Source organism: Pseudomonas sp. WS 5011 (assembly GCF_012985775.1).
Classification (GTDB): Bacteria; Pseudomonadota; Gammaproteobacteria; order Pseudomonadales; family Pseudomonadaceae; genus Aquipseudomonas; species Aquipseudomonas peli.
Map to the genome: position 1 here is coordinate 278,810 of NZ_JAAQXA010000002.1, position 24,962 is coordinate 303,771.

Sequence of the window (24,962 nt, forward strand, 5' to 3'; positions counted from 1 at the left end):
AGCAGCGGAAGTGGTCACAGCACAGGCCTCTTAAATCAGCAAAGCGCGCATTGTAGCCCGTTTCCAACCTTCGACATCGCGTCACCCGGCGGGCTTGGGTACAATTCGACGCTCAATTTGATCAAGTATCAGGAACGCTTACATGATCGCCTGCCTGCGCCCCATCTCTATTCTCTGCCTTGCCGGCCTGCTCGCCGCCTGCGCCAGCCAGCCCTCATCGACCTTGGGAGAGCTGCCGCGCACGCCGCAAGCCAACATTGAACAGCTGCTGCAACAAGCAGCCGAAAGCCCCATCGAGCAAGCCGCAGCACTACGCTTGTCGGCGGCAGACCTGGCCTATAAGCAGAAGGATTTAGCCCGCGCCAGCAGCATTCTGGAGCAAGTGCAACTGGAAAGCCTGAAGCCCGCCCAGCAGATCTACGCCAGCACCCTGCGCGCAGAGTTGGACATGAGCCGCAATAAACCCAAGGCCGCCCTGCGCGCCCTCAGCCACCCGAGCATGGAACGTCTCGGCGAGCTACCGGTTGAACAACAGGTACGCAGCCAGCTGGTACGCGCGAACGCCCTGCAGGACACCGGGCAAATCCTGGCCGCAGCGCGCGAGCGCGCCTATATCGCTCCACTGCTGAGTGGCGCCAGTGCCACAGACAACCAGGAAACCATCTGGGCACTGGTTTCCAGCCTGCCAGAAGGCGACCTGCAAGCCAGCGGCGATGCTGACCTCGACGGCTGGCTGGAGTTGGCCCGCGCATCCAAGAGCGCTGGCACCCTGGAGCAGCAGCAAAGCGCTATTGATGCCTGGGTTGCCGCCAATCCGCAGCACCCTGCCGCGCAACAACTGCCGCAGGCGCTGGTCGAGCTGAAAAAACTCTCCAGCCAACCGCTGACCGAGATCGCCTTGCTGCTGCCACAAGATGGCCAACTGGCCAGCGTGGCTCGCGCTCTGCGCGACGGCTTCCTGGCAGCCCACTATCAAGCGCAGCAAGCCGGGCAGAACCCACCGAACATTCAGATTTTTGACAGCTCGCGCATCGGCTCCATGGACGCTTTCTACACCCAGGCCCAAGCCAGTGGCGTGCAGCTGGTGATCGGTCCGCTGGAGAAAAACCTGGTCAGCCAGCTAAGCAGCCGTGAACAGCTGCCCATCACAACTCTCGCGTTGAATTACAGCGAAGGTAGCCAGGAAGGCCCTGCACAACTGTTCCAATTCGGCCTAGCAGCCGAGGACGAAGCCCGCGAAGTCGCCCGCCGCGCCTGGGCCGACGGCATGCGCCGCGCTGTAGCACTGGTACCCAACGGTGAATGGGGCGACCGCGTGCTCGCGGCCTTCCGCCAAAGCTGGCAAGCCCAAGGCGGCACCCTGATCGCTGCCGAGCATGTTGATCAGCCGGTCGAATTGGCCCGACAGATCGCCGACCTGTTCCAGCTGCGCGAAAGTGAAGCACGCAGCAAACGCCTGCAAAACACCCTGGGCACCTCGGTTGCTGCTGCCCCGTCGCGTCGCCGCGATGTCGACTTCATCTTCCTCGCTGCCACGCCGCAGCAGGCTCAGCAGATCAAACCTACGCTGGCCTTCCAGTACGCCGGTGATGTGCCGGTGTATGCCACGTCGCACTTGTTTACCGGCACCTACAACCAGGCGCAGTACATCGACCTCAACGGCATCATGTTCTGTGAAACGCCCTGGCTGCTGAACATCAACGACCCGCTGCGCCAGCAGGCCAGCACGCAGTGGCCGCAAGCCGGCGGCAGCCTCGGTCGCCTGTATGCCATGGGTGCCGACGCCTACCTGCTGGCTCCACGTCTAAATCAGCTAAAAGCCCTGCCCGATACTCGCCTGCAAGGTCTGTCCGGCAATCTGAGCCTGAACCCGAGCCAGCGCATCGAGCGGCAACTGCCCTGGGCCGAGTTCCGTGACGGCCAGGTTCAACCGCTTCCCGATAGCATCAATTGAGCGAGCGCATCAGCACGCAACAACGCGGAGACGCTGCCGAGGCACAAGCCCGGCAGTATCTTGAACAACATGGTTTGCGCCTGCTTGCACAGAACTGGCGCTGTCGTGTCGGCGAGCTCGATCTGGTCATGCTCGACGCCGATACAGTAGTATTCGTAGAAGTTCGCTATCGGCGCCATAGCGCCTGGGGCGGCGCGGCCGAGAGCGTTGATGCACGTAAACGTGAGAAACTCAGCCGCGCCGCTCAGCACTTTCTGCAACAAGAAGCACGCTGGGCCAAGTACCCATGCCGTTTTGATGTGATTGCCATAACCGCCGACAGCCAAGCCCCCGCGCAACTGGACTGGATTCAAAACGCCTTTGATACCTGAACAGAAGCCACACTGAAGGTTAGACCCCTAATGGACATGCAAGCCCGTATTCGCCATCTGTTCCAAGCCAGCATTGAAACCAAGCAGCAGGCCATGGAAGTGCTCATCCCCTTCATCGAGCAGGGCAGCCAGGCCATGGTTCAGGCACTGCTGAGCGAAGGCAAGATCCTCTCCTGCGGTAACGGCGGCTCAGCCGGCGATGCCCAGCACTTTTCCTCGGAACTGCTCAACCGCTTCGAGCGTGAACGTCCCAGCCTGCCGGCCATCGCCCTGACCACTGACAGCTCGACCATCACCTCGATCGCCAACGATTACAGCTACAACGAGGTGTTCTCCAAGCAGATTCGCGCACTCGGTCAGCCAGGCGACGTGCTGCTGGCAATTTCTACCAGCGGCAACTCTGCAAACGTGATCCAGGCCATCCAAGCCGCTCACGACCGCGAGATGACCGTGGTGGCCCTCACCGGTCGCGATGGCGGCGGCATGGCGTCACTGTTGCTGCCGGAAGACGTGGAAATCCGCGTACCTTCAAAAGTCACCGCACGCATTCAGGAAGTCCACTTGCTGGCCATCCACTGCCTGTGCGACCTGATCGACAGCCAACTGTTTGGGAGTGAAGAATGACCCGCTCACCATTAATCCTCGCCGCTTTGGCGCTGACCCTTGCGCTGGCCGGCTGCGGCAATCGCAGCGTCGGCAACAAGATCGATGACCAGTTTATTCCCTCGGAAGTCAGCTCCAGCGTGGCACGCGCGCACATCGACCTGACCAGCCCGACCTCACACATCATCGTCACCAGCTACAACGGTGTGGTGCTCCTGGCCGGCCAGACACCGCGCAACGAGCTCAAAGGCATGGCTGAGCAAGCTGCTCGCCGAGTCGGCAATGTGAAAAAGGTGCACAACGAACTGCAGGTCCTGCAGCCCACCTCTCTTCTTGTACGCAGCAATGACTCATTGCTGACCAGCCGCATCAAAACCCAGATGCTGGCGGACAGCGCTGTGCCAGGTACACGTATCAAGGTGATCACCGAAAATGGCATCGTCTACATGCTCGGCCTGGTCTCGCAAGCGGAAGCCAGTCATGCCACCAACTTGGTGCAGAGCGTCTCTGGGGTGCAGAAAGTCGTGAAGCTGTTCGAGTACACCAACTGATCGCTCTACAGCCGACCTGAATAGCAGCAATAAAAAAGGCGATCCTCGGATCGCCTTTTTATGTTTACTTAACCACTTTAAGACTGGGCCTGCCGCTGGGGCGTGGCGGCTCATCATCCGGAGGGCTTTGCTCATCCGGATCGTCGATCTCGCCCCCCTCAAGCATCGATGACTCGGCATCAAACACCATGCCCTGACCATTCTCCCGCGCATAAATCGCCAGTACCGCAGCCGCAGGGATATACAGGCTTTGCGGCACGCCGGAAAAACGCCCCTCAAAGCTCACGGCCTCATTGTCCATGTGCAAATTGCGCACGGCGGTCGGCGAGACATTCAGGACTATCTGACCATCGCTGGCAAAGCCGGTAGGCACTTGCACACCGGCAAATTCGGCATTGACCAGCAAATGCGGGGTGCAGTCGTTGTCCACGATCCACTCATAGAAGGCACGAACCAGATAAGGACGACTCGACTTCATCACTACCTCCTCGGGTTAACGCATATCACGTTCGACAGGCGACAGACTGGCCTGGAACGCTTCACGAGCAAACTGACGATCCATGTAGTCCAGCAAAGGCTTGGCCGGCTTTGGCAACTCTATCCCCAGAATCGGCAAACGCCAAAGAATCGGCAGCAGACAGCAGTCCACCAGACTCAATTCATCACTGAGGAAATACGCCTTATCGGCAAACAACGGCGACACCCCTGTCAGGCTCTCACGCAGCTCCTTGCGCGCCAGGGCACGGGCCGGCTCTTTGCTGCGCGAATCGAGGATCAGGTCCACTTGCGCGCACCAGTCACGCTGAATGCGATGGATCAACAGACGGCTATTGGCACGCGCAACCGGGTACACCGGCAACAACGGTGGATGCGGGTATCGCTCATCCAGGTATTCCATTACCACAGTCGACTCATACAGTGCCAAATCGCGGTCCACCAAGGTCGGCAGGCTGGCATAAGGGTTAACCTCAAGCAGCTTGGCCGGATAACGACCTTTTTCGACACTGATGATCTCGGCGCTTACACCCTTCTCGGCGAGCACAATACGTACGCGGTGGGAATAGTGGTCGGCGGGGTCGGAGTAACAGGCCAACCGATTGGTCACGCCCATGGCGGTCCTCCTCGCTTATAAAGTTATGTGAAGCAGAAAGACCTGCGCGCCCAAAGGGGCGCGCAGGTCAACAGCGGAGATGCAACGGATTAATGTATGTCCTTCCAGTACTCGCGCTTGAGCAGATAGGCGAATACGAAGAAGAAGGCAAGATACAGCAGCACGTAGGTGCCGATGCGCTGACTTTTCAGTTTGACCGGGTTAGCCGAGTAAGCGAGGAAGGTCACCAAGTTCTGGATCTTCTCGTCGAACTCCTCCGGACTCAATGCACCCGTTTTCGGCTCGATGGTCAGCTGGTCGCAGGCTTCATGAGTAATCGGCGTGCCAGTCAGTGGATCGAACATCTTCTTGCCGTCTTCGACCACTTGAACCTGCTTGCAACCGATGTACTGGCGACCCTGCAGGCCCACGAGCACGTTCGGCATACCGACGTTCGGGAACACCTTGTTGTTAGCACCCAGCGGACGCGCAGGATCTTCATAGAACGTGCGCAGGTAGGTGTACAACCAGTCATTGCCACGCACACGCGCAACCAGAGTCAGATCCGGCGGAGCAGCACCAAACCAAGCTTTAGCATCGGCCGGCTTCATCCCGATGTTCATGTGCTCGCCAATCTTCGCGCCAGTAAACACCAGGTTGCTCAGCATGACTTCATGGGGAATCCCCAAGTCATTGGCCACCCGCTCATAGCGCTGGTATTGCGCGGAGTGGCAACCCATGCAGTAGTTCGCGAAGGTGCGCGCCCCATCCTGCATGGCGGCTTTGTCGGTCAGATCAATCTCTACCTTGTCCAGTGGATACTCAACACCACCAGCACCCAGAGCCAGGGCAGGCATTGCAGCAATTACGAGTGCAGCAAATAGCTTTTTCATCAGCCAGTCACCCTTTCCGGAACCGGTTTGGTCTTCTCGAGTTTGGTATAGAACGGCATCAGGATGAAGTACGCGAAGTACAGGAAGGTACACACCTGCGACAGCAACGTACGGCCTGGTGTCGGCGCCAGCACACCCAGCACACCCAGAATCACGAAAGACACACAGAAGATCAGCAACCAGACCTTGCTCATCCAGCCCTTGTAGCGCATCGATTTAACCGGGCTACGATCCAGCCACGGCAGCACAAACAGCACTGCAATAGCCGCACCCATGGCAATTACACCCAGTAGCTTGTCTGGCACCGCCCGCAGAATTGCGTAGAACGGGGTGAAGTACCAAACAGGAGCAATGTGCGCAGGCGTCTTGAACGGGTTAGCGGCTTCGAAGTTCGGCTTCTCGAGGAAATAACCACCCATTTCCGGGAAGAAGAAGATCACGAAGCAGAAGATAAACAGGAACACCACAACACCGACGATATCTTTCACGGTGTAGTAAGGATGGAAGGCGATGCCGTCGAGCGGAATGCCGTTCTCGTCTTTCTTCTTCTTGATGTCAACGCCGTCTGGGTTGTTCGAGCCAACTTCGTGCAACGCCAGGATGTGCAGCACCACCAGACCGAGAATCACAATCGGCAGGGCTACCACGTGCAGGGCGAAGAAGCGGTTCAGCGTGATCCCGGAAATCAGGTAGTCACCGCGAATCCACTGAGTCAGGTCCGCACCGATCACTGGGATGGCACCGAACAGCGAGATGATTACCTGGGCACCCCAGTAGGACATCTGGCCCCACGGCAGCAGGTAGCCCATAAAGGCTTCTGCCATCAGCATCAGGTAGATCAGCATGCCGAAGATCCACACCAACTCACGCGGTTTCTGATAGGAACCGTAGAGCAGGCCGCGGAACATGTGCAGGTACACCACCACGAAAAACGCTGAAGCACCGGTGGAGTGCAGGTAGCGCAAGATCCAGCCGTACTCCACGTCACGCATGATGTACTCGACCGAGGCAAATGCCTGTTCAGCCGAAGGCGTGTAACTCATGGTCAGCCAGACACCTGTAACGATCTGGTTAACCAGCACCAGCAGTGCCAGGGAGCCGAAAAAGTAGAAGAAGTTGAAGTTCTTTGGCGCGTAATACTTGGAGAGATGGTCTTCCCACATTTTGGTCGCGGGAAAGCGCGCATCGACCCATTCCATGAATTTGCTCATCATGCTTTCTCCTGATCCACACCGATGATGATCACATCATCCGACTCATACGTGTGCGGCGGCACCGGCAGGTTCAGGGGCGCAGGCTGAGCCTTGTAAACGCGGCCAGCCAGGTCATAGCGCGAACCGTGGCAAGGGCAGAAGTAACCACCAACCCAGTCAGCACCCAGATCAGCAGGTGCAACTTCCGGACGGAAAGACGGTGCACAACCCAGGTGGGTGCACAGACCTACCAGCAACAGCACTTCCGGCTTGATCGAGCGGGTTTTGGGGTCGACATAACTTGGCTGCTCAGACGCCTTGGAATCGAAGTCAGCCAGCTGGCCCTCGATTTTCACCAAGTTACTGAGGATTTCCTCGGTACGGCGCACGATAAACACCGGCTGCCCCCGCCATTCAGCAACCATCTGCTGGCCAGGCTCAATTTTGCTGACGTTCACCTTCACGGGTGCTCCGGCAGCTTTAGCCTTGGCGCTTGGGAACCAGGACCCTACGAACGGGACCGCGGCACCCACCGCTCCTGCAGCGCCCACCACAGAGGTGGCCGCTACTAGAAAGCGACGCCGGCCTGCATTCACGCCGTCATTGCTCATTCAGTCGTCTCCCATCAGCTTTATGGCCTGTTGGTCAGGCCTATACTAGGTAAAAATCGAGTCGCACAAAAAATTTGCCAAATGGTAAAGAAAAGCCCCTCTACTGACAAGGTAATTACCCAGCCAGAGCGGACTCAACCCCTTACAAATCACGGCGTGCACGGATGCGGCATGATGCCGCAGAGCAAATAATCGCCCACAAAAAACGCCCAGCTCCGAAAGGAAACTGGGCGTTTTCGTGAACGCAGGTAGCGAATTAACGCTTGGAGTACTGCGGACGCTTACGCGCTTTACGCAGACCAACCTTCTTACGTTCAACTTCACGGGCGTCGCGAGTCACGAAGCCAGCTTTACGCAGTGCAGGACGCAGAGCTTCGTCGTAGTCCATCAGGGCGCGAGTGATGCCGTGGCGAATTGCGCCAGCCTGACCACTTACACCGCCACCGATTACGGTAACGAAGATATCGAACTTCTCGGTCATCTCAACCAGTTCCAGCGGCTGACGAACTACCATGCGGGCAGTTTCGCGACCGAAGAAACCATCAAGAGTGCGATTGTTGATGGAGATTTTGCCAGTGCCCGCACGCAGGAAAACGCGAGCGGTTGCAGTCTTGCGACGGCCAGTGCCGTAATTTTGAGTCGCCGACATAATGAACTATTCCGTTAAAACTTCAGTTCTTGGGGCTGCTGAGCAGTGTGGGGGTGAGCAGCGCCCGCATACACTTTCAGCTTACGATACATGTCGCGACCCAGCGGGTTCTTCGGCAGCATGCCTTTAACCGCGGTCTCGATCACGCGCTCAGGGGCCTTAGCGATCAGCTTCTCGAAGTTGATCGACTTGATGCCGCCCGGGAAACCGGAGTGGGAGTAGTACATCTTGTCAGTGGTCTTGGCACCGGTAACGCGAATCTGCTCAGCGTTGATGATGACGATGTAGTCACCGGTATCAACGTGCGGAGTGTATTCAGGCTTGTGCTTGCCACGCAGACGGCTTGCAACTTCGGTAGCCAGACGACCCAGGGTCTGACCTGCAGCGTCGACGACAAACCAGTCGCGCTTAACTGTTTCCGGTTTAGCAGTAAAAGTTTTCATTCTTTATAGCCTCAGGGGCCGCCCTGATAAATAAGACGGCGGATCTTACTGAATAGTGCGTACTTTGACAAGTCAAAGGCAGCCGAAAACAGGCGCTATCGGGGGCTCGGGTCAGCGCGTCCGTAATACGGCAAGATTCTTCGGCAGGCGGCGCATCACTTCCACTGCAGAAAGAGGTGCGCAATTATGCAGATTGCGCGGAGAATTTCAACACGATTATGCCGACCCGCTTTTCTCAAGGAGCTAGCAATGGATTACCGTCAACTCGGCCGCACCGATCTCAAGGTCAGCAGCCTGTGCCTGGGCACCATGACCTGGGGCGAACAGAACAGCTCTAGCGAGGGCTTCGCCCAGATCGGACGCGCCAAGGCCTACGGGGTAAATTTCATCGATACCGCCGAGATGTACCCGGTACCGCCACGCGCCGAAACCTACAGCAAGACCGAACAAATCATCGGTGACTACTTCAAACAGCGTGGTGATCGTGCAGACTGGGTGCTGGCCAGCAAGATCGCCGGCCCTGGCAATGGCATCGGCTATATCCGCGACGGTCAGCTCAAACACAACCGCGCGCATATCGCCCAAGCGCTGGATGCCAGCCTAAAACGCCTGCAAACTGACTGGATCGACCTCTACCAACTGCACTGGCCGGAACGCCCGACCAATTTCTTCGGTCAGCTTGGTTATCGCCACCAGGACAGCGAATACACGCCACTGGAGGAAACCCTCGAAGCGCTGGATGAACAGGTCAAGGCCGGCAAGATACGCCATATCGGCCTATCCAATGAAACGCCCTGGGGCACCATGAAGTTCCTGCAGCTGGCCGAACAACGTGGCTGGCCGCGCAGCGTGTCGATCCAGAACCCCTACAACCTGCTCAACCGCAGCTTCGAAGTGGGCCTGGCAGAAATCGCCATCCGCGAACAATGTGGCCTGCTCGCTTACTCGCCCCTGGCCTTCGGCATGCTCTCCGGCAAGTACGCTGACGGCGCGCGTCCGACCAATGCGCGGATCAGCCTGTTTAGCCGCTTTACCCGCTACACCAACCCGGAGTCGGAAAGCGCCTGCGCACGCTATGTCGCTCTGGCGCGCGAGCATGGCCTGGATCCAGCCCAGATGGCCTTGGCCTTTGTCACCGCGCAACCCTTCGTCACCAGCAACATCATTGGCGCGACCAGCCTGGAGCAACTGGACAGCAACCTGACCAGCAGCGAACTAAAACTCTCTGCCGAGGTGCTAACTGCTATCGAAGCGATTCACAAAGCCCAGCCCAACCCAGCCCCCTAATCAGTGCGCGAGACATAAAAAAGCCCGGCAATAGCCGGGCTTTTTTATTCAGCATTCGATCACAGCGAACGGGCGATGATCTCTTTCATGATCTCGTTGGTACCCGCATAAATGCGCTGCACCCGCGCATCGGCCCAGGCGCGCGCCACCGGGTATTCCCACATATAGCCGTAGCCGCCGTGTAGCTGCACGCACTCATCGAGCACCTTGCACTGCAGGTCGGTGCCCCAGTACTTGAGCATCGCCGCCGTCGGCACATCCAACTTGCCCTGCAGATGCAGCTCCAGGCAGCGGTCGACAAACACCCGACCGATCTGAATTTCCGTGGCCATTTCTGCCAGTTTGAAACGAGTGTTCTGAAAATCACCAATCGGCTTGCCGAAGGCCTTGCGCTCGCGGGTGTACTCCAGGGTCCACTGTAGTGCCGCCTCGGCCGAGGACAAGGCGCCGACACCGACGGTCAGACGCTCCTGCGGCAATTCCTGCATCAGATAGGCGAAGCCCATGCCGGCTTGGCCCAGCAGATTTTCCTTAGGTACACGTACATCCTGAAAGAACAGCTCGGAGGTGTCCTGGGCCTTCATGCCGACTTTTTCCAGACGCTTGCCTTTGGAGAAGCCCGGTGTATTAGCCTCGACCAGGAACAGGCTAGTGCCCTTGGCACCGGCTTTCGGATCGGTCTTGGCCACCACGATTACCAAATCAGCCAGAAAACCGTTGGTGATAAAGGTCTTCGAGCCATTGATCACGTATTCATCACCATCCAGCACCGCGGTGGTTTTTACGCCCTGCAAGTCGGAGCCGGCACCGGGCTCGGTCATGGCGATGGCAGTGACCATCTCTCCAGACACCAGTTTTGGCAGGTAATGCTGTTTCTGCGCCTCGGTGCCGTAATGCAGGATGTAGGGCGCGACGATGTCCGAATGCAGGGAGAAACCGATGCCAGTCAGGCCCAGGCGGCCGACCTCCTCGATCACCACGGTGCTGTAGAGAAAATCCGCGGCCATGCCACCGTACTCTTCCGGGATATGCGAGCAGAGCATTCCCGCCTCCCCCGCCTTGTTCCACAGCGCACGGTCGATATGCCCATCCTTTTCCCATTGATGATGGAAAGGCACGGCTTCCTGCTCAAGGAACTTGCGCACGCTGTCGCGAAACTGTTCGTGTTCGGAGCTGAAAATCGTTCTAGGGATCATGGCAACACCTGCTTGATAGAGCGGTTTTAAAGTGGCCTCGACTTTAGCCAAGCAAACGCTTGGTCACACTGGACACAAGCGCCAAAAAATAAGACGATCCAGCCAGCTCATGACCACTTAGCCTTAATAAGAACAATATATATGCCGAATCCGTCACCAGCGCCGCTGCACCGCGTCAGCATTCTTGCAACCGAGGGTGTGTTTGCCTCGACCCTGATGCAGGCCAAAGACTTCTTCCACATGGCCAGCCTGCGCTACGGCAAACAGCAGGGCCGAGGCCTGACGCCGACCTTTGAAATCCATCTAGTCAGCCCGGACGGCAAGCCCGTACGCAGTTTCAGTGATGTGCTGATCCCGGTCGACGGCGCACTGGCAGATGCCGACGTGATCATCCTGCCAGCCTTCTGGGATGACTTCGACGCCCTGTGCCAGCGCCACCCGCAAGTGCTCAGCTGGCTGAAACAGCGCCATGCCGCCGGCAGCGCAATCTGCGGCGAAGCCACAGGGGTGTTCTGGATGGCCCAGGCCGGCCTACTCGACGGTAAGGAAGCGACCACCTATTGGCGCTTCTTCAACGAGTTTGCCGAGCGCTTCCCCAAGGTACTGCTAAACCAGGAAAAACACCTGTCGGACGCTGACAACCTGTATTGCGCCGGCGGTGTGACCTCCGCCTGTGACCTGTATATCTACTTGATCGAACGCTTCTGCGGCGCCAGCGTGGCCCAGGGTGTGGCCCGCGACATTCTTTATGAAGTGCAACGCAACTACGCCCCCGGCCGCATCGGCTTTGGCGGGCAGAAGCTGCACCACGACATGACCATCCTGCAGATCCAGCAATGGCTGGAAGATCACTTCGCCGACAAGTTCCGCTTCGAAGATGTCGCCCGTGAACACGGCATGAGCATCCGTAACTTTATGCGGCGCTTCCAAACCGCCACCGGCGATAAACCGCTGCACTACCTGCAACGCCTGCGTATCGAAACTGCCAAGGGGCTACTCAGCGCCACCCGCAAAAGCATCAAGACCATCAGCTATGAAGTAGGTTACGACGATGCCAGCTTCTTCGCCCGGTTGTTCCGTCAGCACACGGAACTGTCACCCAACCAGTACCGCCGACAGTTCCAGCACAAGGACAGCCATGCTTAAGATCGGCACAGCAGCAGGCTCAACGCACTGAAAACCCGCGCAACTCATCCTTGGATGGGTGGGGCGCGGGCGGCAGCACTCTATGATCGGCGCATACCTACAACAATCAGGTCATCGCCATGCGCCGCACACTTATCTCCTTACTTGCCGCCTGCAGCTTCAGCGCTGTCGCCGCTGACAACTGGAAACCGTTCCCCTACGACCAAAGCGCCTACGACTACTCAGGCGACAAACTGCGCCAGGCCTGGCCGCAACTGACACGCGGCTTTGGCGCCAACTACCCCTTCCCCGACGCTGACTGGGTGGTGACTATGGCCACCACGCACCCTCAGGCGCTGGAAAAAACCGTACTGGCCAACACCGGCTTCACTGGTAAGCCGGAAGAAGCCGAGGTTTACGCGGCCAAGCTGCAGGATGTCTGGCGGTTAATGTTCCGTGGTGATTTCGCCGAGGCCAAGCAACAGGGCCTGGCCTTGGGTGTTGGCGGGCAGATCCCGGCGATGTTTGCCCAGGTGGTGTATGCCATGTTCCTGGTGCCCGACCAGGCCGAGAAGCACAAGCTGCTGGAAGAGGTGATCACTTACACCGATCAGGCCGGCGAGCTGGTTCAGGCCGATACGGTGGCGCAATTCGGCCGGGTGTACGCCAAGGCGCGCCTGGGTGAAGAGCTGTCAGTACCGGTAGTACTCAAGCGCGGCTACACCTCGCAGATTCCTGACGAACTCAAGGCCCTGCTGGCCAAGCACCCGCAACAACCCTTTGCTCTGGCGCTGTATGGCGGCTATGAAGCTGGGGTAATCCGCAAGGTCGGCAAGATGGTTGGGCGCATGACTTACGGCGTCAGCGCCGACAATATGGAGAAATACTTCAGCCGCAGCTTCAAGGCCCAGGACAATCTGCCCATCGGCCACTACGAATACGCTAACGCACTGACCTATGTGTACGGCGACGACGAGCAGGACAAGGCACTGCAACACCTCAAGCGCGCGGTAGCGATCAAGCCGATCAACGCCATGGAAGCCCTGGAAGTGGCTCACGCACAGAAAATGCTCGCCCAATACGAGCAAAAGCTGGCGCAAAATTAAGCCCCACTTAAACGCAAAAAGGCTGCCTGATGGCAGCCTTTTTTGATTTTTGCATCGGCAACTTATTGCTTGGCCCGCTCCAGGGGCTCCAACTGCGCCCACAACGCCTGCGCTTCTTCCGTCAGCATCGAATAGCTGCGGATATCACCATTACGCTGCGCCTGCATCGCCTCTTCCAACTTGGCACTGTATTGCTTGCGTAGTTTCTTGGCGGGATCGCTTTTAAACAAACCGAACATGCTGTGTGCCTCTGTCGACAAAGAGCCCCGGATAGGTGCCTGTCCAGCTTAATTCAGTCACGCGCCATGGTTGAGACGCAGATGTAACAAGCCGCTAAAAGTATCGTCAGCCAAAGGCGTGATCACGAATTTTCTGCAACGCCAGCGACATCTTCGCGGCGGGCACCCGCTGCAGGTTGCACAGCAGCTCATGGGAAATCTCGGCAATGCCATGGCGCTCACGCAGCAACGCCGCCATAAAGCAGGTCAGGTTGGCCGCCATCTCGGCATCTGCCAGCGCACGGTGCGCCTTGCCAGTATCGGGCAGACCAATCCACTGGTTGAGATTGTCCAGCTTGTGGCTCGGCGCCATCGGTAACAGACGACGCGACAGCAACAAAGAACAGGCAAACGGCTGCACGCGGCGACGGCGAATCAGTGCCAACTCGGCGTCCCAGAACTTCTGATCGAAGCTGGCGTTATGCGCCAGCAGCGGACGGTCGCCTACAAACTCCGCCACGTCCTGCATCACCTGCGCGGCAGGCGGTGCGGTGCGCAACATGGCATTGCTGATGCCTGTGAGCTGCTCGATAAACGGCGGCACCCAGGCGCCGCTGTTCATCAGGCTCTGGTAGCGGGCTACGATCTGCCCATCCTCGACGATTACCACGCCGATTTCGGTGGCGCGCGCCTGCTGGGCTGGCGACATGCCAGTGGTTTCAAAGTCGAGTACGGCGATGGAGTCGGCAAGCATTGCTCAGTTTCTCAGCAGCAGTGCGCCGTCGATCGGCACGTAGCGACTGGCCGCACGCACCAGCGATTGCGCGGTCAGACCTGGCACGCCATAGGCCACCGCCTCAACGCCATAACTGCCGCGAATTTTGTCCAGCAGCAGATCGAAGTCGCCATCACCGGAGGCCAGCACCACTTCATCGACGCGCGGCGCGGCGTCCATGATGTCGATGGTGATACCGACATCCCAATCGCCTTTGGCCGAGCCGTCGCTACGCTGGATAAAGGGTTTGAGTTTTACGGTAAAGCCGAGGTTGCGCAGGATCTGCTGAAACTGCTGCTGCTTCTGATCGCCTCGGTCGATAGCGTAGGCATAAGCTTCGACAATCTGCCCATGCTGACTGATATCGGCCCACAGCGCGGCGTAGTTGAAATGGCAACCATAGGCCTGGCGCACGGTGTAATAGAGGTTCTGTACATCGGCGAATACGGCGATCTTCTTCACCGGTAATCCTCATGGCAGGGCAATAAGCGCCTGGCAGTATGCCAGAAGCAAGGCACTAGCAAAGCCGGCATAAATTGGAGCGCCAGGGGCAATCGGCTAGAGTGGCGACTCTCAGACTCAACACGCGCCCACCATGAATATGACCTCCGCTCTGCGCGACTCCTGGTATTTCTTCAGCCATAACCTGGTGGCGATTGCCCGCCTGTGCCTGCCGTTGATCGTGCTCGAAGGCTTGTTGCTGCAGCAGGTCACCAGCCTGGTGGACGCCGAATCCGCCACCCTCTGGCGCCTGCTCGCCGGTTTGCTGTTCTACCCGTTATATAGCGCCGCGCTGATTCTATTCCTCGACGCACGCAGCCAAGGCCAGCGGCCCCGCGCCCTCGACCTGCTGGCCGCCAGCCTGCGCTTGTGGCCAAGTTTTGCTCTGCTGGCAGGTCTCAATACCTTGGCAATTCTGCTCGGCGCATCGCTGTTCGTGCTGCCGGGAGTCTGGCTGATGGTCAAACTGGCGTTTGCCGAGTACCTGCTGGTGTTGCGCGGTCTGAGCCCGATGAAGGCGCTGCACGAGAGCTTCCAACTGAGCAGCGGTTACTTCTGGCCCATGCTCGGTTGCATCCTGATTGTCATGCTGCCGCTGTGGCTGCTCGACGGCTGGAGCCACTCCAGCGAAACCTTCGCCGACAACGCCCTGGCCAGTCTGCTGCTCGACTGCGCAAGTCGCTTTTTACAACTATTCTCAAGCGTCGTGCTGTTTCGTCTATTTATGCTGCGCAGCACCCAGCCCGAAGTCGAGTGAACGCCAGCGACACTCAAGGAGGACAGAACCATGGCTGACGCCAACCCGAGCATCCTTTCGCATATTTCCATCGGCACCAATCAATTCGACAAGGCCACCGCCTTCTACGATCAGGTGCTCGCCACCCTCGGCTGCAAGCGCGTACTTGCCCACCCTGGCGCAGTCGCCTATGGCCGCGAATACCCGGAGTTCTGGGTGCAGACGCCGATCAACGGCAAACCGGCAAGCATTGGCAATGGCAGCCACTTCGGCTTTGTCGCATCGAACAAGGCCGCCGTGCACGATTTCTACCAGGCAGCCCTGGAAGCTGGCGCCAGCGATGAAGGCGCTCCCGGCCCTCGCGCAGAATATGGCGAGCCCTATTACGGCTGCTTTGTTCGCGATCTGGATGGCCACAAGATCGAAGCAGCGTTCTGGGATCTGGAAATGATCTACGAGGTGTATATCGAGCCGCACGAGCATTGATGGCTGAGCCTGTTGCAGCTCAAGGCGCGGTGGACTGATAACGCTGCGCCGCCTTGGCGATCCAGCCTTCAGCCTGCATCTGCGCCAGTGCTTCGCTTACCTGCTGATACTGCGCCTGCAAGCCGCGCTGGCGGGAGAAGCCAATGTACAAATCGGTGCGTGCTTCGGGCTGAAACACCGCTTTGGCGATATGGCCATTCCAGCGCGCATCGCGCAATTCGTAGTCGACCTGACAATCGGTGCCGATCACCGTTTGCAAGCGGCCACGCACCAGCATTTCCAGTAACTGCCCTTCAGTATTGACCGCGGTTTTGCGCAGTTGCGGATCTGAATCAAACGGCTCGAAGTACGCCGACTCCAGCACATGACCAATCGTCAGGCTGGCCAGCTGACTGTAGCTCTGTAGCGCCTTGGCCTGCGCCGGTGCAGCATAGAAACGCGGCGCACAAGCGTAGTAAGGCTGTGCGAGATAATGGATATAACCCTCACGCTCAGGGGTTTTCGCCAACCCCGTCATCAAGTCCGCCTTGCCGTTCTGCAGCGCCGCCAAACCGCGCGCCCAGGGCGCGCGCTGGACATCGAAGCGCAACCCGGTGCGCTGAGTAAGCTGCTCGAGCACATCAATGTCTAGCCCCGTTAGCGGGCCATCACCCTCCTGCATACGGAACGGTGGCCAGATATCGGTCATGACCCGCAACGCAGGCGGCTCCTCGGCGTGCAGCGGCGCACCGAGCAACAGCAGTAAAACGGGCCATGCGCGGCGCATCAGGACCGTCCTGCACGCTGCGGCTTCAAGCCAGACAGGCGCGGCAGCAGCACCCGCTCGAACAGCCGCGGGAAGAACCGCGCCAACACCCGCGCGCGCCAGTCGACATTGGACAATACCAGCAGCCGACGACGCTTCAAGGCACCTTGGTAGATAGCCTCAGCGACATCCTGCGGCGAAGCCACCGAGCCCATGGCCAACGGAGGTTGCGCCGCCACAGAGCCGTCACCGACCAAGGCATTCTTGCGCAGGTCAGTGGCCGTAAAGCCAGGGCACACCAGCATCACATTGACCCCGGAGCCCTTCAGCTCATAGCGCAGGGTTTCAAACAGACCATGCAGGGCATGCTTGCTGGAGTTATAGGCACTGCGATAAAGCAGCGGCGCAAAGCCTGAGAGAGAGCTGAGCACGATGATCTGCCCGCCGCGGGCGATCAAACTGGGCAAAGCAGCCTTGGTGCAGTGCAGCGCGCCAAAATAGTTGACCGCCATAATCCTCTGAAACACGGCTAGCTCCGTGTCGGCAAAGCTGCTGCGGTGGGTAATGCCGGCGTTATTGACCAGTACATCAATGCCGCCAAAACGCTCGACGGTCAGCGCCATCGCCCGCTCAACTGCCGCCGCATCGGCCACATCACAGAGCACGCCCAGAACCTCAGCATTGTGATGATCGGCCAGGTGCTGCACCAGGCTGTCGAGCGCCTGCTGCTGCAGATCAAAGATCACCAGCCGAGCGCCGGCCTGTGCCAAGCGCATGGCCAGCGCGCGGCCAATACCGGCGCAGCCGCCCGTAATCACCACAACTTTGCGGTCGAATACCTTGTTGGCGAACACCTTGCGGTACATAACCTGTCTCCAACCCAGTGACTGCAATAGCGGTTACTACAACCTGTTATGGCTGCCATCGCAACAAGGCGGTATCTGGGTGTGCTTGCAGCCACAGAAGTACAGGGTGGCGTCCTCGTCTGCGTGGAACTTCAACGGGGTGAAACCGCTGCCTTTATGTTTGCCGTCGCAGAACGGCTGTGCGGCGCTGAGCCCGCAGCGGCACCAGAAGTAGTCGTTGCCGGCGGTGACCGCAACCGCATAGGGGCTGCGCTGGGCAATCGTTGGGTGAGTCATGTGACCTCCTGAAGCACCCGAGCAGGCCGCTGCAACATCGGCAGCATCGGCCATCTCCGGTATGCTCCCACAGCATAGTTCACCTGCCGGCGATCCTGTTTATGCCCCTGCCCCGATTCCTGCGCCTTCTCCTGCTCAGCATGGCCAGCCTGTGCTGCGTGCTGGCGGCACTGATCTACAGCCTGACCTGGCACCCAGCCGCCCGCGAAGCCGCCCCCGTGAGTTGCCAGACCAGCGCGCCGCAACTGCAACCCGGCCAGGCTCTGAAAGTGATGACCTGGAACATCCAATACCTGGCCGGCAAGCGCTATGTGTTCTGGTACGACCTGGTCGGTGGCAACGGCCCCGACCAGCGCCCCAGCGCGCAAGACTTGGCGTTTACCCTGGATGAAGTCGCCCGCATTCTGCGTGACGAGCAGCCCGATATCGTCCTGCTGCAAGAACTGCACAACGGGGCCAAAGCGACGGACTATCAGAACCAGCTCGCACTGTTGCACGAGCGTTTAAGTGACCTGTATCCGTGCAGCAGCCAGGCTTATTACTGGAAAGCAGCCTTTGTGCCGCACCCGCAGATTCTCGGCAGCGTCGGCATGCAGCTGGGCACCCTCAGCCGCTTCCAGATATCCCACGCCGAACGCCTGCAACTGCCGCTGATGCCCGCCAACCTGATCAGCCGCCAATTCAACCTCAAGCGTGCCTTGCTGGTCAGTCACCTACCCGTGCGTGGCGGTGGCGAACTGGTCGCCATCAACACCCATCTGGATGCCTTCGCCCAAGGTAATGACACCATGCAGCGCCAAGTGGCCATGACCCGCAGCCTGCTCGACCAGCTCCAGGCCGACGGCAAACCCTGGGTGATCGGCGGCGACTTCAACCTGTTGCCTACCGGCCAGTACCAGCGCCTGCCTGAGAACCAGCGCAGCTGGTACAGTCCCACCAGTGAGTTGCAGCAACTGGCTGAGCGCTACCCGATGGTGCCGAGCCTGGAGCAGGCCAGCGGCGCAGAACAGACGCGCTGGTACACCCATTACCCCAACGATCCGGCAGTGACTGGCCCGGATCGTACCCTCGACTACCTGTTCCACAGCCCACAGCTGACGCTCCTCGACAGCCAGGTACGCCAACACGACAGCTTAGGCATTTCTGACCACCTGCCGGTGCTCGCCCGCCTGCTGCTGCCGACGCTGGACTAAGCTTTTTCAGCAAGCCACTGGACAAAACTGCTGGCAGTTAGCCATGCTCGGGTTGTGTGACATTTTTATAACGAAAAGACGGCAGATAGCCGCAGTACGTACCCATTTGATGCCACGATTTCTCTGCCTCGCGCTGGCTGTAGCCTTGCACTGCAGCGCCAGCCTCGCCGCTTCTGCCGCCGATGATTCGCGACCATTGGTGCACGTGGGGTATTACGAGTTTCCACCTTATTCCTACACGGACAGCCAAGGGCGTGCCAAAGGCGCCATATTGCAGTTGAGCAAACGCCTGCTGGAACATGCGGGCTATCGCACCACACTGCGTTCCTACCCCAGCGCACGGCTGTACAACGCTATTCAGGATGGCAGCGTACAGGTCTGGCCGGGCGCACCGGGCAAACTGGAATTGCGCGAGCACACCCTGGAAACCCAAACCCTGTTGGGCGAGATCGTGCTCAACCTGTATTTCCGCCGGGACACCCTGATGCCGCGCCTGCCTGACGACCTCAAGGGTCGCGGCGTGATCATGATCAGTGGTTACACCTACTGGCAGACGGTCAACGAAATGCTCAACGACCCGCAACTGGCCGTAGAGCAACACCGCACCGGCACCCACACCGCCGCATTGGAAATGCTCCAGCGCCGCCGCGGCGACTTCCTTCTCGATTACCAAACCCCGGTGGAGCAGGCACGCAAACGCCTGGGCATGTCCGAGCTGCCGTATGTGGAGCTGCAGCGCATCCCGCTGAAGCTGATTGTGTCCAATAAAGCCCCCGGCGCCGAAGCCCTGCGCGATGCGCTGGATCGTGCCTATGCCGAGCTTCAGGTGGCCGGCGAAGACCTGCGTCTGCCCTGAGGCCTACTTACGCGGTTTGGCCCGCGCGGTGGGCTCGGCGATCAGCGGATCATCCGGCCAGTAGTGCTTGCTATCACCTTACGTTCCCTGCATTGACACTGCTAAACCGCCCGTAATCCCTATCTGTGATGCTATTTCGGCGATTTCCTATTGACCGTCAAACTCAACCCCATTGATTGACAAAAACTGACGCCAATCAAGAGAAGGTTTGACAGGTGTACCAGAGCGCGCCAGGTCTTACAGCAGAAAATGTTTGACACTGAACATTCGGCCCACTATTCCCGAATGCAATCAAACAGACTTTGAACCTGCGTCCCTGAGCGCCCGCCATGCCCAGATCTTTTCTTCAGCTCCCCTTGAAAGGGTGACGCACGTACCCATTTCCCTGTTAATCCCCCCCCGCAACCTCATCGCAAGGGAATGCTCACCATCATGACTAGCCATGCCTGAGCCGCCACCGACTACCAGATTGCCGGCCCCGAGCACGCTAGCGCCGTTGATAGTTTTGATGTTCGTGCTGCTGACCAGCGTGGCATGCTTGTTGCCAATCGCGGTGGCCAAGTGATCTGCTTCTGTAGCTTGCCGACCGCGACCAATACGCTGTCGGTGCTTATTGGGGAGCCTACAGAATTCGGAAAAAATCGTACGCTAAGGTTTTCCGATCAGTCATAGGCTCGCCAGTTTGATGTGTTCCGTTCCTGGCCCAGCCAAAACCTATCGGTCTTCGCGGGTGTGCCACAGGCGCAGCAGGTAGATAGTGGAATCCACTATCTCGTAACGCATCTCGTATTGGCCGATCTGAATTCGGCGTACATCCCTTGGTTCGAACTCTTCTAGTCGTTCGCCAATGCGCGGATTGGTCAGCAGCGTGGTAGGTGCTGCTGTAAGTTCATCTACATAGCCTAGGGAGGCCCCTTGCAGGGGCAACGTATCGGCTATGTCCGGGTCAACAGCTACGAACAGAACCCGAAATGTCAGCTGAAACAAAACGAGGTGAACAAACTGTTCACCGACAAGGCCTCTGCCAAGGATACCCAGCGTCCGTAACCGGAGGCCATGCTTGGCTTCGTCCGTGAAGGTGATACGGTCGTGGTACACAGCATGGATCACTTGGCCCGCAACCTGGATGACCTGCGCCGCCTGGTGCAAAAAAATGACCAAGCGCGGCGTGCGTATCGAGTTTTAGAAGGAAGGGCTGGTATTCACGGGAGGTGATTCGCCGATGGCCAACCTGATGCTGTCGGTCATGGGAGCCTTCGCCGAGTTCGAGCGAGCGCTCATTCGCGAGCGAATCGCCCAGGCCAAGCAACGCGGCGGTTACCGGGCTCGTAAAAAAGCCCTGTCCGACGAACAGACTGTCGCAGTCCGGCAACGGGCCGCTGTCGGTGAACCAAAGGCCCAGCTAGCCCGTGAGTTCGGTATAAGTAGGGAAACCCTTTACCAGTACCTACGCACGGATGACTGATACATGCCCCGTCGCTCGATACTCTCGGCTTCTGAGCGCGAGACTTTGCTTGCGCTGCCGGAAAGCCAGGACGATCTGATCCGCTATTACACCTTCAACGAGTCCGACCTGTCGCTGATCCGTCAGCGACGGGGTGATGCCAATCGTCTCGGCTTTGCCGTGCAACTCTGCCTGCTGCGCTACCCCGGTTACGCGCTGTCCAGCGACAGCGTGCTGCCAGATCCGGTCATTGAGTGGGTGGCACGACAGGTTCAGGCTGCGCCCGAAAGCTGGGCGAAGTACGGTGAGCGCGATGTCACCCGCCGTGAACATGCCCAGGAGTTGCGAACCTACCTGGGCTTGTTGCCGTTCGGGCTGTCAGACTTTCGCGCCCTGGTACGTGAGCTGACCAACCTGGCCCAGCAGACCGACAAAGGTTTGTTACTGGCTGGGCAGGCTCTGGAGAGTCTGCGTCAGCAACGGCGGATTTTGCCGACCCTGACGGTGATCGACCGGGCCTGCTCCGAAGCAGTGGCGCGAGCGAACCGGAGGATCTACCGTGCTTTGATCGAGCCGCTAAGCCAGCAGCATCGCAACAAACTCGACGAACTGCTGACCATCAAGACAGGCAGCAATAGTACCTGGTTGACCTGGCTACGGCAGTCACCGTTGAAACCGAATTCGCGGCACATGATGGAGCACATCGAGCGGCTGAAGATTTTTCAACTGGTGGCCCTGCCCGAAGGGCTCGACCGGCATATCCACCAGAACCGCTTGCTCAAGCTTGCCCGCGAAGGTGGGCAGATGACGCCGCAGGATCTTGGCAAGTTCGAGAACGAACGGCGCTACGCCACCTTGGTTGCCGTGGTGCTGGAAAGCACCGCGACAGTGACCGATGAACTGGTGGATCTACACGACCGCATCCTAGTCAAGCTGTTCAGCAGCGCCAAGAACAAGCATCAGCAGCAATTTCAGAAACAGGGCAAGGCGATCAACGACAAGGTTCGCTTGTACTCGAAGATAGGTCAGGCCTTGCTGGAGGCCAAAACTACCGGTGGCGATCCGTTCGCCGCCATCGAGGCGGTCATCCCCTGGGACGAATTCGCCCAGAGTGTGACCGACGCCGAGCTACTGGCCCGTCCCGAAACCTTCGACCATTTGCACCTGGTCAGCGAAAACTTCAATACTCTGCGCCGCTACACTCCAGCCTTTCTGGAGGTGCTTCAACTCCGGGCCGCACCGGCAGCTCAACGTGTGCTGGATGCCATCCAGCAGCTGCGCGAGATGAACGCAGACAACCTGCGCAAGGTGCCATCGGACGCACCAACTGCGTTCATCAAGCCGCGCTGGAAACCGCTGGTGATCACGCCGGAAGGCATTGACCGGCGTTTTTACGAAATCTGCGCCTTGTCTGAACTGAAAAACGCGCTGCGTTCCGGCGACATTTGGGTCAAGGGCTCACGGCAGTTTCGTGACTTTGAAGATTACCTGCTGCCGCCCGCGAAGTTTGCCGCGCTCAAGAAGGAACAGGCGCTGCCATTGGCGACCAATCCCAACAGCGACCAGTACCTAGAGGAGCGCTTGCAGCTGCTAGAGCAGCAACTGGCGACCGTCGCCAAGCTGGCCAAGGACAATGAACTCCCCGACGCGAACATTAAGCACGTCCGCGCTCACTGGGACGAGATTCTGCGTCTGGCCGCGTCGATCAAACAGGGCACCGTCACTGCCTCGTTGATGCTGCGCAAGCTGGGCAGCTATCCACGTCAGAACGGCCTGGCCGTGGCCCTGCGGGAGCTGGGCCGGATCGAGCGCACGCTGTTTATCCTCGACTGGCTGCAAAGTGTCGAGTTGCGTCGTCGCGTGCACGCTGGATTGAACAAGGGCGAGGCGCGCAATGCCCTGGCCAGGGCGGTGTTCTTCAACCGCCTTGGTGAAATCAGGGATCGCAGCTTCGAACAGCAGCGCTATAGGGCCAGCGGACTGAACTTGGTGACCGCCGCTATCGTGCTGTGGAACACCGTCTACCTGGAGCGGGCAACCCAAGGGCTGACTGACGCCGGAAAGCCGGTGAATACCGATATGTATCAATATCTGTCGCCGCTGGGCTGGGAGCACATTAACCTGACCGGCGATTACGTCTGGCGGCAGAGCCGCAAGCTGGAGGAAGGGAAATTCAGGCCGTTACGACAGCTCGGAAAGCCTTAGCGTACGATTTTTTCCGAATTCTCTCGGCTCCCCTTCTTTCATGGAGAGGTCCTGTGGGAGCCAAGAAAATTCGCCGGCATTTTCGCCGATGCAGCGCTCGGACGGGGAGCTTATTCGCCGCCCCTGCACCATTCCCGACCGGCCACCGACAGATCGCCGCACGCCAGCAGGCGCAAGCCGGGCCCCACGAGAGTGTGCCGCGCTGCGCAAAACCACTGGTAACACCATCGCAACCTTGCACTGCTTCAATGGCGACCACTCGATCAACACATTGAGAGTCGTTGATGACCACCACTAGCGCTCTGGCACCGCTGCTGCTGTCCGCAGCGCCGCTGGCCCCCGACATGAGCATCTCGGATGTCGCCGACCGCCTGCTGACCCCCGAATGCAAGGCCTTCCTGTCCCTGGCCGTGGTCGACGCCGACGGTCGCCCGCGGGGCCTGATCAGCCGCTATGCCCTGCAGAACATCTTCATGCTGCGCTTCGGCCGCGACCTGCACGGGCAAAAGCCGGCCCACAGCGTGATGAACGACGCGCCCCTGGTGGTCTGCCTGGACACCCGCCTGGAAGAGGCGGCCCAGCAGGTCACCTCGCAGCTGACCTACCCGATCACCGAGGACTTCATCCTGGTCGACGGCGAGGGCCGCTACCAGGGCCTAGGCACGGTGCTCGACCTGCTCAAGGCCATGGAAAAGCGCGTCGCCCAGCGCAACGCCGTGCTGCGCCGGGCGCTGGTCGACCTCAAGGAATCCCAGGCCCAGCTGGTGCAGTCGGAGAAGATGGCCTCGCTGGGCCAGATGGTCGCCGGCGTCGCCCACGAGCTGAACACCCCGCTGGGCTACGTGAAGAACAACGTGCAGCTGCTGCGCGAGCTGAAGCAGCCGCTGCTGCAGCTCGCCGACACCCACGGCACCCTGCTCGACTGCCTGCATGACCCGGAATGCGACGAGCCGCGCCTGGCCGCCGCCCTCGGCGAGGCCCTGGATGCCCGCGAACAGGCGGCGCCGGAGCTGCTCAAGGAAGACCTCCAGCAGCTGTTCAGCGACACCCTCTACGGCCTCGAGCAGATCGGCGAACTGGTGGTCGGCCTGAAGAACTTCGCCCGCCTCGACCGCGCCATGAGCGAGGACATCGACCTCAACGACTGCGTACGCAGCGCCCTGGTGATCGCCCGCAACAACATCAAGGACAAGGCCGAGGTCACCGCGCAACTCGGCGATCTGCCGCGCATTCCCTGCGCGCCGTCGCAGATCAACCAGGTGCTGCTCAACCTGCTGACCAACGCCGCCCAGGCCATGGAGCGCTTCGGCCAGATCCTGGTGAAGACCTGGGCCGACGACGACGCCGTGTTCATTTCCGTGCAGGACTCCGGCAAGGGCATGCCGCCCGAGGTGCTGGCGAAGATCTTCGATCCCTTCTTCACCACCAAGCCGGTCGGCCAGGGCACCGGCCTCGGCCTGTCCATCAGCTTCAAGATCATCCAGGACCACGGCGGCACGATTCGCGTCGCCTCCGAGCCGGGGCGAGGCACACGCTTCCTGATCCGGCTGCCGCGCGCGCAAGCGCCCAACCTGCAGGAGAGTGCCTGA

Annotated in this window: 27 protein-coding genes and 2 pseudogenes; 14 read left to right on the plus strand and 15 right to left on the minus strand. The window is 59.3% G+C overall.

What is annotated here, in order from left to right; translation table 11 throughout:
* The first annotated feature begins 142 nt into the window (after positions 1 to 142).
* Genes HBN63_RS03655 through HBN63_RS03670 form a run of 4 tightly spaced genes read left to right on the plus strand, consistent with a single transcriptional unit; the run spans position 143 to position 3,479 of the window.
* Complete coding sequence (locus HBN63_RS03655) at positions 143 to 1,954, plus strand: penicillin-binding protein activator (RefSeq protein ID WP_170048431.1); 1,812 nt, start codon at positions 143 to 145, stop codon at positions 1,952 to 1,954.
* Positions 1,951 to 2,325: a YraN family protein gene (locus HBN63_RS03660; RefSeq protein ID WP_170048432.1), complete on the plus strand. Its 375-nt coding sequence runs from the start codon at positions 1,951 to 1,953 to the stop codon at positions 2,323 to 2,325. Before HBN63_RS03655 ends, HBN63_RS03660 begins: the two co-directional genes overlap by 4 nt.
* A 30-nt stretch (positions 2,326 to 2,355) precedes the next feature.
* Positions 2,356 to 2,949, plus strand: coding sequence for a phosphoheptose isomerase (locus HBN63_RS03665; protein ID WP_090249136.1), 594 nt, complete (start codon positions 2,356 to 2,358; stop codon positions 2,947 to 2,949).
* Positions 2,946 to 3,479: a BON domain-containing protein gene (locus tag HBN63_RS03670; protein ID WP_160085465.1), complete on the plus strand. Its 534-nt coding sequence runs from the start codon at positions 2,946 to 2,948 to the stop codon at positions 3,477 to 3,479. Before HBN63_RS03665 ends, HBN63_RS03670 begins: the two co-directional genes overlap by 4 nt.
* 64 nt (positions 3,480 to 3,543) lie before the next feature.
* Here HBN63_RS03670 and HBN63_RS03675 read toward each other — a convergent pair whose 3' ends face one another.
* The 7 genes from HBN63_RS03675 to rplM all read right to left on the minus strand — a co-directional run bounded on the left by HBN63_RS03675 (position 3,544) and on the right by rplM (position 8,358).
* Positions 3,544 to 3,957 carry a ClpXP protease specificity-enhancing factor gene (locus tag HBN63_RS03675; RefSeq protein WP_170048433.1) on the minus strand — a complete coding sequence of 138 codons (414 nt, stop codon included), beginning with the start codon at positions 3,955 to 3,957 and terminating at the stop codon, positions 3,544 to 3,546.
* 15 nt (positions 3,958 to 3,972) lie between these two features.
* Positions 3,973 to 4,590 carry a glutathione S-transferase N-terminal domain-containing protein gene (locus HBN63_RS03680; protein WP_170048434.1) on the minus strand — a complete coding sequence of 206 codons (618 nt, stop codon included), beginning with the start codon at positions 4,588 to 4,590 and terminating at the stop codon, positions 3,973 to 3,975.
* A gap of 89 nt (positions 4,591 to 4,679) precedes the next feature.
* Positions 4,680 to 5,462, minus strand: coding sequence for a cytochrome c1 (locus HBN63_RS03685; RefSeq protein WP_090249144.1), 783 nt, complete (start codon positions 5,460 to 5,462; stop codon positions 4,680 to 4,682).
* Positions 5,462 to 6,673, minus strand: coding sequence for a cytochrome bc complex cytochrome b subunit (locus tag HBN63_RS03690; protein WP_090249146.1), 1,212 nt, complete (start codon positions 6,671 to 6,673; stop codon positions 5,462 to 5,464). The genes HBN63_RS03685 and HBN63_RS03690 overlap by 1 nt, the downstream gene beginning before the upstream one ends.
* Complete coding sequence (gene petA / locus HBN63_RS03695) at positions 6,673 to 7,266, minus strand: ubiquinol-cytochrome c reductase iron-sulfur subunit (RefSeq protein ID WP_090249148.1); 594 nt, start codon at positions 7,264 to 7,266, stop codon at positions 6,673 to 6,675. Before petA ends, HBN63_RS03690 begins: the two co-directional genes overlap by 1 nt.
* Positions 7,267 to 7,522: 256 nt before the next feature.
* A complete protein-coding gene (gene rpsI / locus HBN63_RS03700; protein ID WP_090249150.1) occupies positions 7,523 to 7,915 on the minus strand; it encodes a 30S ribosomal protein S9 in 393 nt (130 codons plus the stop codon).
* Between the two features lie 14 nt (positions 7,916 to 7,929).
* On the minus strand, positions 7,930 to 8,358 hold the full coding sequence (gene rplM / locus HBN63_RS03705) for a 50S ribosomal protein L13 (protein WP_090249152.1): 429 nt from the start codon (positions 8,356 to 8,358) through the stop codon (positions 7,930 to 7,932).
* A gap of 249 nt (positions 8,359 to 8,607) precedes the next feature.
* Between rplM and HBN63_RS03710 the strand changes: the two genes are divergently transcribed.
* Complete coding sequence (locus tag HBN63_RS03710) at positions 8,608 to 9,645, plus strand: NADP(H)-dependent aldo-keto reductase (protein ID WP_170048435.1); 1,038 nt, start codon at positions 8,608 to 8,610, stop codon at positions 9,643 to 9,645.
* Positions 9,646 to 9,704: 59 nt separating this feature from the next.
* Here HBN63_RS03710 and HBN63_RS03715 read toward each other — a convergent pair whose 3' ends face one another.
* Positions 9,705 to 10,841, minus strand: a complete 1,137-nt coding sequence (locus HBN63_RS03715) for an acyl-CoA dehydrogenase family protein (RefSeq protein WP_170048436.1) — start codon at positions 10,839 to 10,841, stop codon at positions 9,705 to 9,707.
* Between the two features lie 240 nt (positions 10,842 to 11,081).
* Between HBN63_RS03715 and HBN63_RS03720 the strand changes: the two genes are divergently transcribed.
* Together HBN63_RS03720 and HBN63_RS03725 are read left to right on the plus strand one after the other, a co-directional pair.
* A complete protein-coding gene (locus tag HBN63_RS03720; protein ID WP_167144274.1) occupies positions 11,082 to 11,987 on the plus strand; it encodes a GlxA family transcriptional regulator in 906 nt (301 codons plus the stop codon).
* Positions 11,988 to 12,106: 119 nt separating this feature from the next.
* Complete coding sequence (locus HBN63_RS03725) at positions 12,107 to 13,072, plus strand: hypothetical protein (RefSeq protein WP_170048437.1); 966 nt, start codon at positions 12,107 to 12,109, stop codon at positions 13,070 to 13,072.
* Positions 13,073 to 13,134: 62 nt separating this feature from the next.
* Here HBN63_RS03725 and HBN63_RS03730 read toward each other — a convergent pair whose 3' ends face one another.
* The 3 genes from HBN63_RS03730 to HBN63_RS03740 all read right to left on the minus strand — a co-directional run bounded on the left by HBN63_RS03730 (position 13,135) and on the right by HBN63_RS03740 (position 14,527).
* Positions 13,135 to 13,311 carry a DUF6435 family protein gene (locus HBN63_RS03730; protein WP_143003799.1) on the minus strand — a complete coding sequence of 59 codons (177 nt, stop codon included), beginning with the start codon at positions 13,309 to 13,311 and terminating at the stop codon, positions 13,135 to 13,137.
* Between the two features lie 106 nt (positions 13,312 to 13,417).
* On the minus strand, positions 13,418 to 14,044 hold the full coding sequence (locus tag HBN63_RS03735; RefSeq protein WP_170048438.1) for a 3'-5' exonuclease: 627 nt from the start codon (positions 14,042 to 14,044) through the stop codon (positions 13,418 to 13,420).
* A 3-nt stretch (positions 14,045 to 14,047) separates the two neighbouring features.
* Complete coding sequence (locus HBN63_RS03740; RefSeq protein WP_108489414.1) at positions 14,048 to 14,527, minus strand: NYN domain-containing protein; 480 nt, start codon at positions 14,525 to 14,527, stop codon at positions 14,048 to 14,050.
* Between the two features lie 133 nt (positions 14,528 to 14,660).
* Between HBN63_RS03740 and HBN63_RS03745 the strand changes: the two genes are divergently transcribed.
* Together HBN63_RS03745 and HBN63_RS03750 are read left to right on the plus strand one after the other, a co-directional pair.
* Complete coding sequence (locus HBN63_RS03745; RefSeq protein ID WP_170048439.1) at positions 14,661 to 15,323, plus strand: YciC family protein; 663 nt, start codon at positions 14,661 to 14,663, stop codon at positions 15,321 to 15,323.
* Between the two features lie 30 nt (positions 15,324 to 15,353).
* A complete protein-coding gene (locus HBN63_RS03750; protein WP_090249171.1) occupies positions 15,354 to 15,788 on the plus strand; it encodes a VOC family protein in 435 nt (144 codons plus the stop codon).
* A 19-nt stretch (positions 15,789 to 15,807) separates the two neighbouring features.
* Here HBN63_RS03750 and HBN63_RS03755 read toward each other — a convergent pair whose 3' ends face one another.
* The 3 genes from HBN63_RS03755 to HBN63_RS03765 are packed head-to-tail and all read right to left on the minus strand — an operon-like array spanning position 15,808 to position 17,675.
* The gene (locus HBN63_RS03755; protein ID WP_170048440.1) at positions 15,808 to 16,554 is read right to left on the minus strand and encodes a transporter substrate-binding domain-containing protein; all 747 of its coding nucleotides are present in this window, start codon (positions 16,552 to 16,554) and stop codon (positions 15,808 to 15,810) included.
* Positions 16,554 to 17,399 (minus strand): SDR family oxidoreductase, encoded by an 846-nt coding sequence (locus HBN63_RS03760; protein ID WP_170048441.1) that lies wholly within the window; start codon positions 17,397 to 17,399, stop codon positions 16,554 to 16,556. The genes HBN63_RS03755 and HBN63_RS03760 overlap by 1 nt, the downstream gene beginning before the upstream one ends.
* Positions 17,400 to 17,435: 36 nt before the next feature.
* The gene (locus HBN63_RS03765; RefSeq protein WP_090249176.1) at positions 17,436 to 17,675 is read right to left on the minus strand and encodes a CDGSH iron-sulfur domain-containing protein; all 240 of its coding nucleotides are present in this window, start codon (positions 17,673 to 17,675) and stop codon (positions 17,436 to 17,438) included.
* Between the two features lie 101 nt (positions 17,676 to 17,776).
* Here HBN63_RS03765 and HBN63_RS03770 point away from each other — a divergent pair, with 101 nt between their 5' ends.
* Both HBN63_RS03770 and HBN63_RS03775 read left to right on the plus strand, forming a co-directional pair.
* Positions 17,777 to 18,868 (plus strand): endonuclease/exonuclease/phosphatase family protein, encoded by a 1,092-nt coding sequence (locus tag HBN63_RS03770; RefSeq protein ID WP_170048442.1) that lies wholly within the window; start codon positions 17,777 to 17,779, stop codon positions 18,866 to 18,868.
* A gap of 109 nt (positions 18,869 to 18,977) precedes the next feature.
* A complete protein-coding gene (locus HBN63_RS03775; protein ID WP_170048443.1) occupies positions 18,978 to 19,724 on the plus strand; it encodes a transporter substrate-binding domain-containing protein in 747 nt (248 codons plus the stop codon).
* 714 nt (positions 19,725 to 20,438) lie between these two features.
* Here the strand turns inward: HBN63_RS03775 and HBN63_RS03780 are convergent.
* Positions 20,439 to 20,642: pseudogene (locus HBN63_RS03780) on the minus strand (type II toxin-antitoxin system RelE/ParE family toxin); the annotation flags it as partial.
* Between HBN63_RS03780 and HBN63_RS03785 the strand changes: the two are divergent.
* The 3 genes and pseudogenes from HBN63_RS03785 (at position 20,640) to HBN63_RS03795 (ending at position 24,962) form a co-directional block, all read left to right on the plus strand.
* Positions 20,640 to 21,189: pseudogene (locus HBN63_RS03785) on the plus strand (recombinase family protein). The pseudogenes HBN63_RS03780 and HBN63_RS03785 sit on opposite strands and share 3 nt — an antisense overlap.
* A 3-nt stretch (positions 21,190 to 21,192) precedes the next feature.
* Positions 21,193 to 23,373, plus strand: a complete 2,181-nt coding sequence (locus HBN63_RS03790; protein ID WP_170048444.1) for a Tn3 family transposase — start codon at positions 21,193 to 21,195, stop codon at positions 23,371 to 23,373.
* Positions 23,374 to 23,657: 284 nt separating this feature from the next.
* Positions 23,658 to 24,962 (plus strand): ATP-binding protein, encoded by a 1,305-nt coding sequence (locus HBN63_RS03795; RefSeq protein WP_262498870.1) that lies wholly within the window; start codon positions 23,658 to 23,660, stop codon positions 24,960 to 24,962.

Excerpts from the sequence above, each read along its gene's own strand:
- HBN63_RS03680 (WP_170048434.1), bottom strand. The coding sequence starts at position 4,590 with ATGGGCGTGACCAATCGGTTGGCCTGTTACTCCGACCCCGCCGACCAC.
- HBN63_RS03665 (WP_090249136.1), top strand. The coding sequence starts at position 2,356 with ATGGACATGCAAGCCCGTATTCGCCATCTGTTCCAAGCCAGCATTGAA.
- petA (WP_090249148.1), bottom strand. The coding sequence starts at position 7,266 with ATGAGCAATGACGGCGTGAATGCAGGCCGGCGTCGCTTTCTAGTAGCG.
- HBN63_RS03730 (WP_143003799.1), bottom strand. The coding sequence starts at position 13,311 with ATGTTCGGTTTGTTTAAAAGCGATCCCGCCAAGAAACTACGCAAGCAA.
- HBN63_RS03715 (WP_170048436.1), bottom strand. The coding sequence starts at position 10,841 with ATGATCCCTAGAACGATTTTCAGCTCCGAACACGAACAGTTTCGCGAC.
- HBN63_RS03775 (WP_170048443.1), top strand. The coding sequence starts at position 18,978 with ATGCCACGATTTCTCTGCCTCGCGCTGGCTGTAGCCTTGCACTGCAGC.
- HBN63_RS03675 (WP_170048433.1), bottom strand. The coding sequence starts at position 3,957 with ATGAAGTCGAGTCGTCCTTATCTGGTTCGTGCCTTCTATGAGTGGATC.
- HBN63_RS03735 (WP_170048438.1), bottom strand. The coding sequence starts at position 14,044 with ATGCTTGCCGACTCCATCGCCGTACTCGACTTTGAAACCACTGGCATG.
- HBN63_RS03720 (WP_167144274.1), top strand. The coding sequence starts at position 11,082 with ATGGCCAGCCTGCGCTACGGCAAACAGCAGGGCCGAGGCCTGACGCCG.
- HBN63_RS03790 (WP_170048444.1), top strand. The coding sequence starts at position 21,193 with ATGCCCCGTCGCTCGATACTCTCGGCTTCTGAGCGCGAGACTTTGCTT.
- HBN63_RS03760 (WP_170048441.1), bottom strand. The coding sequence starts at position 17,399 with ATGTACCGCAAGGTGTTCGCCAACAAGGTATTCGACCGCAAAGTTGTG.
- HBN63_RS03690 (WP_090249146.1), bottom strand. The coding sequence starts at position 6,673 with ATGAGCAAATTCATGGAATGGGTCGATGCGCGCTTTCCCGCGACCAAA.
- HBN63_RS03755 (WP_170048440.1), bottom strand. The coding sequence starts at position 16,554 with ATGCGCCGCGCATGGCCCGTTTTACTGCTGTTGCTCGGTGCGCCGCTG.
- HBN63_RS03655 (WP_170048431.1), top strand. The coding sequence starts at position 143 with ATGATCGCCTGCCTGCGCCCCATCTCTATTCTCTGCCTTGCCGGCCTG.
- HBN63_RS03770 (WP_170048442.1), top strand. The coding sequence starts at position 17,777 with ATGCCCCTGCCCCGATTCCTGCGCCTTCTCCTGCTCAGCATGGCCAGC.
- HBN63_RS03795 (WP_262498870.1), top strand. The coding sequence starts at position 23,658 with ATGACCACCACTAGCGCTCTGGCACCGCTGCTGCTGTCCGCAGCGCCG.
- HBN63_RS03750 (WP_090249171.1), top strand. The coding sequence starts at position 15,354 with ATGGCTGACGCCAACCCGAGCATCCTTTCGCATATTTCCATCGGCACC.
- HBN63_RS03685 (WP_090249144.1), bottom strand. The coding sequence starts at position 5,462 with ATGAAAAAGCTATTTGCTGCACTCGTAATTGCTGCAATGCCTGCCCTG.
- rpsI (WP_090249150.1), bottom strand. The coding sequence starts at position 7,915 with ATGTCGGCGACTCAAAATTACGGCACTGGCCGTCGCAAGACTGCAACC.
- HBN63_RS03725 (WP_170048437.1), top strand. The coding sequence starts at position 12,107 with ATGCGCCGCACACTTATCTCCTTACTTGCCGCCTGCAGCTTCAGCGCT.
- rplM (WP_090249152.1), bottom strand. The coding sequence starts at position 8,358 with ATGAAAACTTTTACTGCTAAACCGGAAACAGTTAAGCGCGACTGGTTT.
- HBN63_RS03710 (WP_170048435.1), top strand. The coding sequence starts at position 8,608 with ATGGATTACCGTCAACTCGGCCGCACCGATCTCAAGGTCAGCAGCCTG.
- HBN63_RS03765 (WP_090249176.1), bottom strand. The coding sequence starts at position 17,675 with ATGACTCACCCAACGATTGCCCAGCGCAGCCCCTATGCGGTTGCGGTC.
- HBN63_RS03745 (WP_170048439.1), top strand. The coding sequence starts at position 14,661 with ATGAATATGACCTCCGCTCTGCGCGACTCCTGGTATTTCTTCAGCCAT.
- HBN63_RS03670 (WP_160085465.1), top strand. The coding sequence starts at position 2,946 with ATGACCCGCTCACCATTAATCCTCGCCGCTTTGGCGCTGACCCTTGCG.